Consider the following 5,972-nt stretch of genomic DNA (forward strand, 5'->3'; position numbering starts at 1 on the left):
GCCGGGCACTTCGACGGGTGGACCACCGAGTTCCTCGCCGCGCACCCGAAGACCACCGTGCTGCACCTGGGCTGCGGCCTGGACACCCGCGTCTACCGCCTCGACCCCGGCCCCGGCGTGCGGTGGTTCGACGTGGACTATCCCGATGTTATTGATCTACGGCGACAGCTGTATCCCTCGCGTGGGGGTTACGAGATGATCGGCTCGTCCGTCACCGACCCGTCCTGGCTGGCGCAGGTACCCAGTGATCTCCCCGTGCTGGTGGTCGCCGAGGGCCTGACGATGTACCTCAGGGAGGACGAGGGCAAGGGACTTTTCCAGCGGATCGTGAACCGCTTTCCCAGCGGCCAGTTCGTCTTCGACGGGCTCAGCAGGCGCGGCATTCGGATGCAGAGGTTCAACAAGGCGATCCAGGCTGCGGGGGCGACCGTCTCGTGGGGCATCGACAGCTGCGCGGAACTCGAGGCGATCGATCCCCGGCTGCGGTGCGTGACGTCCATGGGCGCCTTCGACCTCGACGGCTTCGAGAAGCTGCCGACGGGCTACCGCATGATAGCCAAGGCGGCGAAGCTGGTCCCCGCCGTGAGAAGGATGGCGGTCTTCTACCGGCTGGAGTTTTGACGGGCGTCTCTGCCCCGGTCTCACCACACCCGGGCGCCGACACTCGCCCAGCCCAGACACCCACCTGCTCGTAGCCACCATCGACGTGCACGCGGTTCGGCGGACGGTTTGCCGTGCGACGCCGCTCGGGGCCGGGGCAGCCGCCGACCGGGACCTCCTGACCACGCTCGGCATCGATATCGGCCGCCTGTTTTCGGTCTCCAGGACGGCGTCACTGGATCGGGCACCCTTCACGAGAACCGCTGCTGCCGCTCGGCGCGGCGACGATGCGCCCGGTCCTGCGAGGCGTGCTGCTGCCGGTGGTGGTGGTGGTACCATAACCATATGATCTTGAAGAAGACGACTGTCATGGTCGACGAGAAATACCTACAGATTGTCAAGGAGGCGGCAGCCCGGGAAGGCCGGCCCGAATCCGAGTACTTTCGCGAAGCGTTCCGCATCGCTGCGCTGCGCGCCCGCCGATGGTCCGGCGACTGGGATATCCCGGCGCTCGACTTCGGCGGCCCGGTCACCGAAGACGACGTCCGCGAAGCGGTCGACGAAGCGGTCAACCGGAAGAACGGCACGACCGGCAATACTGCATGATCATTATTGGTGACACCTCTGGCCTCGTAGCCGCCTTCAACGTCGGCAATCCGGAACACCAGGCAGCCCGCGCGGCGCTGCGCGCGGCGTCCGCGGCCGTGGTCTCCCCGCTGGTATTCGCCGAAGTCGAGCACGTCATCACCCGCAACATCGACCGCAGGACTGCCTATACGGTCAATGACTGGCTGTTACAACAGACGGGCACCATGCGCATCCTGATTCCCGAGGTGGCAGCCGATACCCTCCGCAAGGCTCGCACAGTCCAGACCCGGTACGCCGACCTACGCCTGGATCTGGCGGACGCCGTGAACGTGGTACTGGCGGAGCAGTACGAGACCGAAAGTGTTCTCACGCTCGACCGGCGGGACTTCCGCGCAATGCGTCCGCTCACCAGCCACAAGGCGTTCCGCCTCCTGCCCGACGACATGTGACCTTCCGCCGCCATGCTTCGAACCGGCCCTCGATGACCAGCCGGCCGGTGAAACTCCGCGGGGGCGTACCACTGGCCATCGACAGCCTGCCGGATGAACCACCAACCCTCACCGAGCTCGGTCCGACTCTAGATTCACGTCGGGTTAGCCGGTGAAGCGGACGGGCAGCTCGGTCATGCCGCGCACCACGAGATTCGGCCGGTAGGCGGGAGGATCGGCGAGCAGCTCGACCGTCGGCGCCCGACCCGCGAGCGCCCGCAGCGCGATCTCCATTTCCAGCCGGACGAGAGGCGCGCCGATGCAGTAATGCAGGCCGAGGCCGAACGACATGTGCCGGTTCACGCCGTTTCGGCCCGTGTAGCGCGTCAGGTCCAGCCGGTCCGGTTCGTCGAAGGCGTGCGGATCCCTGTTTGCCGACCCGAACATCACCATGACGCCGTCGCCGGGCACAAAGGTGTGTCCGGACAGCTCGATCTCCCGTGTCGCGACCCGGGTGGTCAGCTGCGACGGGGCGTCGTAACGCAACAGTTCGTCCACCGCGGGTGCGGCGAGGTCGGGGTTGTCGCGCAGCAACGCGAACTGGTCCGGATTCCGCAGCAGGGCGAGCACCCCGTTACCCACCAGATTCACCGTCGTCTCGTGGCCCGCCACGACCAGCACCACCAACGTGGCGAGCATCTCGTGGGCGGTCAGTCGATCACCGGCCGCCTCGACCGCGGCAAGGGCGCTGATAAGATCGTCCTGTGGCTGGGCCCGGCGTCGCGCGATCAGGGCACCGAAGAACTCGATGAACTCCCGGGCCGCCTCGGTCCGGGCTGCGACCTCTTCCGGCGTGAGCAGCACGTCGGGATCCAGTCCGCGGGCAATTCCCGCCGACATCCGCCGGACGGTTGGATGATCTTCGGCTGGGACCCCGAGCAGTTCGCAGATCATAGTCAGTGGCAGGGGGTAGGCCAGCGCCTCGATCAGGTCCACCTCACCGGCGGCCACCGCCCGGTCGACCAGCTCGTCGACGACCTGCTCCACGCGCGGCCGCAGGCCCTCGATCGTGCGGAGCGTGAACGCCTTGCCGACCAGCCCGCGCAGCCGGGTGTGGTCCGGCGGCTCCATCCACAGGAACGACGCGGGCAGGTCCAGGATGTCGCTGCCCGGATGCAGCAACTCGGGCTCCTCCGCATGGCTCCACGCGGGGTTCTGCAAAATGGCGTTGCACTCGGCATAGCGCGGCACCAGGCTCAGGTTGAGCGGGCCAGGCGGAAACGGACCGGCCGCCCGCAGTACCTCGTAGCTCGGGTACGGATCGTGCCGCCAGTCGGGAGCGAAGGCGTCGAGCACCGCCTGGCCGACGGCAGGCTGGTCGACGGCAGGGGTGGTCTCGGTGGAGTCATGCGCAGAGGCCTGTTCGACGGTGAGATCCACGTTCAGCTCCTCTCGAAAATGACATCGAAAACAGCAGCCCGGCGATCCTCACTCCTATTGCCGGGGTTCTTCCTGGCACTCCAGGCCTGCCCGGAAGAACCCCGGGCACGAAAACATGATCGCGTCTCCTTCGGTCTTCCAGGGCGCAGGTTTTTCGTGTCCACGTCGAAACCTTCGTGAATCTCATCAGCGCATGCTGTCCGGTCGGTGAACAGGCCATAAATCAGCCACAAAAAGCACCGGAATGAAGGTCGACGAACGGATATTCCTTATCGTGCGACTATGATTTCAAATCGATCGACAGCGTATGGAGATCAGCGACGCGGCGCGCCTACCCCGCCAACGGGCCCTGTCGCCGCAACGGGCTCCGCAGACAGACAGGCCCTGTCCAGCCGGCAGGTGTCAGGACCCGGTGATCTCGAGTACGAGCTTGCCGGTGTTCCTGCCGGCGAAGAGCATGAGCAGCGCTTCGGGAAAACGCCCGATTCCGCCGGGGACCACGTCCTCACGCGGCCGCAGCGAGCCGTCCGCCAGCCAGGCGGCCAGGTCCGCCGTTGCCGCCGGGTAGCGGTCGGCGTAGTCGGAGACGAGCATCCCCGTCATGGACGCGCGCTGGATCAACAGCGACCGGTAGTTTCGCGGCCCGCTGACCTGTGTGGTCGCGTTGTACTGCGAGATGGCGCCGCAGATGACCACGCGCGCGCCGCGGGCCAGGTGGGTGAGGACGTCGTCGAGGATGTCGCCGCCCACGTTGTCGAAGTAGACGTCGACGCCGTCGGGAGCGTGCTTGTGCAGCGCATCCCTGACGTCCTGCGACTTGTAGTCGACGGCGGCGTCGAAACCGAGCTCGTCGACCAGCCAGCCGCACTTCTGCGCGCCACCGGCGATACCGACGACACGGCATTCCAGGCGTTTGGCGATCTGCCCCGCCACGCTGCCGACGGCACCGGCGGCTCCCGAGACCACCACGGTGTCGCCCGGTCGAGGACGGCCGACGTCGAGCAGCCCGAAGTAGGCGGTCAGGCCTGGCATCCCGAGCGCACCGAGGTAGGTCGGCAGCGGCGCCCGGCCGGGGTCGACCGTGACGACGCCCCGCCCGTCGGAGACGGCGTACTCCTGGACGCCGAAGAGCCCGCTGACATGGTCACCCACGGCAAAACCGGGGTGGTTGGAGACGACGACACGGCCGGCTCCGAAGGCGCGCATGACCTCCCCCAACGCCACCGGCCGGACGTAGGAGCGCGCCTCGTTCATCCAGCCCCGCATGGCAGGGTCGAGGGAGAGGTAGCGGAGCTCGACGAGGAACTCCCCCTCGCCGGGCGAGGGGACCGGCTCCTCGACCTGCTCCCAGTCGCCGGGCCTGGGCAGGCCCACCGGACGGGTGGCAAGACGGATCTGACGGTTGACGGTCTTCAACGTCTAACCTCCGCGGGTACGACGGCACCGGTGCCGCGGATGCTGGGCACCCACCGCTGACGGTAGCGGCTACGACCCGTCGGAGGGCCGATCGCCGAGATAGCCGTTGCGTTCCAGGAAGGCCAGCAGCGCGTCCGCCGCACCGGCGGCGTCCACGGGCCCGACGATGGTGGGCGGTTCGTGCGCGACCAGCACGCCGGTCAGCTCCATCAGGCGCTGCCGGGCAGCGGCGCCCTCCGGCGGCGGTACGACCCTGGTCCGCGGCCGGAACGGACGTGCCGAGCGGACCGTGACGGCAGCCTCCGAAGCGCCGGCATGGGCGGCGACGGTTTCCACGACAGGTATCTCGGCCCGCTGCGCCGCCAGCGTCGCAGGCAGGGAGGCTCGCCGCAGCCGGACACCGGCACCCTCGACAGAGCACACCGCCGGAGGGCGCACCCGCAGCCGTTCCCGCCGACCGCCGTCGAGGCGGCGCTCGGCGAGCAGCAGGTCGCCGTCGGCGCGCAGGTCGACCAGCCCGAGCGCCTGGGCGGCGCCGAGTTCGTGCGCCAGCAGCGCGGGCAGCGCGCCCGTGCCCCGGTCCGGGGATCTGTCGCCGCAGAGCACCAGCGCCGGCTCCCCCACGGTACGGATCGCGGCGAGGAGGCTACGGGCCAGGGCACGCTCGTCCCGGCCGAGATCGTCGAGGTAGTGCTGCGCCGACCCGAGCGGCTCACCGGCATGACGTGGATCGTCACCACGATGCGGATCACCAGCGTGCGCCCCCGGCGCCGGCACGGGCACCGGCCACGGGACCCGCAGCACCCGCGCGCCGAGCGCGATCGCGCCGCGCAGCGTCTCGTCGGCGGTGACCGGGCCGGCGGCCACGGCCAGCACCAACCCACCCCAGGCGTCGGCGATCCGTAGCGCGTGCTCGAAGGCGGCCTGCTCGGCCGGGCAGATCCCGGCACCGCGCGGGTCCCGGGTGACGACCCCGGTCAGCGGGTCGACCTCCGGCCGCAGATCGGTGTGGCGCAGGCACACGACGACAAGCGGTGACCCCGTCGACCCGGACAGCTGCGACGTCATGGCCGTCACCCCCGCCGGAAGACGACGCCCTGCCCGCCGTCCGGATAAGTCCATCTGATCGCGTTCTCGCCGTTGCAGACCATGTAGCACGTCCCACACTCGAAGCACTGCTCGTAGTTGAACAGGATGCCGCCGTCGGCGGTCGGGGCGAACAGGTTGGCCGGGCAGGCGGTCACGCACGCCTTCGTGGTGCACGAGCGGCAGACGTCGGAGTCGACCACGATGTGGGCCCGTTCGCCGACCCGGAAGTCGACGGTGGCCATCCGGTCGTCGAAGGAGATGTCGTGCCAGCGTTCGTCCGCGGCGACCCCGGTCATACCGGCCGAGCCGGCCGTAGCCGCCGAGCCGGCCGGGCTGGTCCTGGCTGCCGAGCCGGCCGTGGCTGCCGGACTCGTCGGACCCGCCGGACCCGTCGAACCCGTCGGGCCTGCC

General features: G+C 69.1%; 7 protein-coding genes. 3 read left to right on the forward strand and 4 right to left on the reverse strand.

The features are described 5' to 3' along the window. From DD1DGNOD_RS16635 to DD1DGNOD_RS16645, 3 genes are all read left to right on the forward strand, one after another. Positions 1–621: class I SAM-dependent methyltransferase (locus tag DD1DGNOD_RS16635; protein WP_131770549.1), on the forward strand; the 621-nt coding region annotated here is incomplete at its 5' end. Between the two features lie 348 nt (positions 622–969). Next, entirely contained in the window at positions 970–1,206 is a 237-nt protein-coding gene (locus tag DD1DGNOD_RS16640) for a CopG family transcriptional regulator (RefSeq protein ID WP_241251594.1), read from the forward strand. Beyond that, positions 1,203–1,637: a PIN domain-containing protein gene (locus DD1DGNOD_RS16645; RefSeq protein ID WP_131770544.1), complete on the forward strand. Its 435-nt coding sequence runs from the start codon at positions 1,203–1,205 to the stop codon at positions 1,635–1,637. Before DD1DGNOD_RS16640 ends, DD1DGNOD_RS16645 begins: the two co-directional genes overlap by 4 nt. 144 nt (positions 1,638–1,781) lie before the next feature. Here DD1DGNOD_RS16645 and DD1DGNOD_RS16650 read toward each other — a convergent pair whose 3' ends face one another. From DD1DGNOD_RS16650 to DD1DGNOD_RS16665, 4 genes are all read right to left on the reverse strand, one after another. Beyond that, complete coding sequence (locus DD1DGNOD_RS16650) at positions 1,782–3,056, reverse strand: cytochrome P450 (RefSeq protein ID WP_131770545.1); 1,275 nt, start codon at positions 3,054–3,056, stop codon at positions 1,782–1,784. A gap of 402 nt (positions 3,057–3,458) precedes the next feature. Beyond that, positions 3,459–4,472 carry an NADP-dependent oxidoreductase gene (locus tag DD1DGNOD_RS16655; RefSeq protein ID WP_206443241.1) on the reverse strand — a complete coding sequence of 338 codons (1,014 nt, stop codon included), beginning with the start codon at positions 4,470–4,472 and terminating at the stop codon, positions 3,459–3,461. A 69-nt stretch (positions 4,473–4,541) separates the two neighbouring features. Next, positions 4,542–5,540, reverse strand: coding sequence for a mycofactocin-associated electron transfer flavoprotein beta subunit (locus DD1DGNOD_RS16660; protein WP_241255783.1), 999 nt, complete (start codon positions 5,538–5,540; stop codon positions 4,542–4,544). 5 nt (positions 5,541–5,545) lie between these two features. Next, positions 5,546–5,972, reverse strand: a 427-nt coding sequence (locus DD1DGNOD_RS16665) for a ferredoxin family protein (protein WP_206443242.1), incomplete at its 5' end; no start/stop codon positions are given.

Origin of the sequence: Candidatus Protofrankia californiensis (genome assembly GCF_900634765.1) — a bacterium.
GTDB classification, from domain to species: domain Bacteria; phylum Actinomycetota; class Actinomycetes; order Frankiales; family Frankiaceae; genus Protofrankia; species Protofrankia californiensis.

Coding starts and splice junctions, on each gene's coding strand:
- DD1DGNOD_RS16645 (WP_131770544.1), top strand. CDS start 1,203: ATGATCATTATTGGTGACACCTCTGGCCTCGTAGCCGCCTTCAACGTC.
- DD1DGNOD_RS16640 (WP_241251594.1), top strand. CDS start 970: ATGGTCGACGAGAAATACCTACAGATTGTCAAGGAGGCGGCAGCCCGG.
- DD1DGNOD_RS16660 (WP_241255783.1), bottom strand. CDS start 5,540: ATGACGTCGCAGCTGTCCGGGTCGACGGGGTCACCGCTTGTCGTCGTG.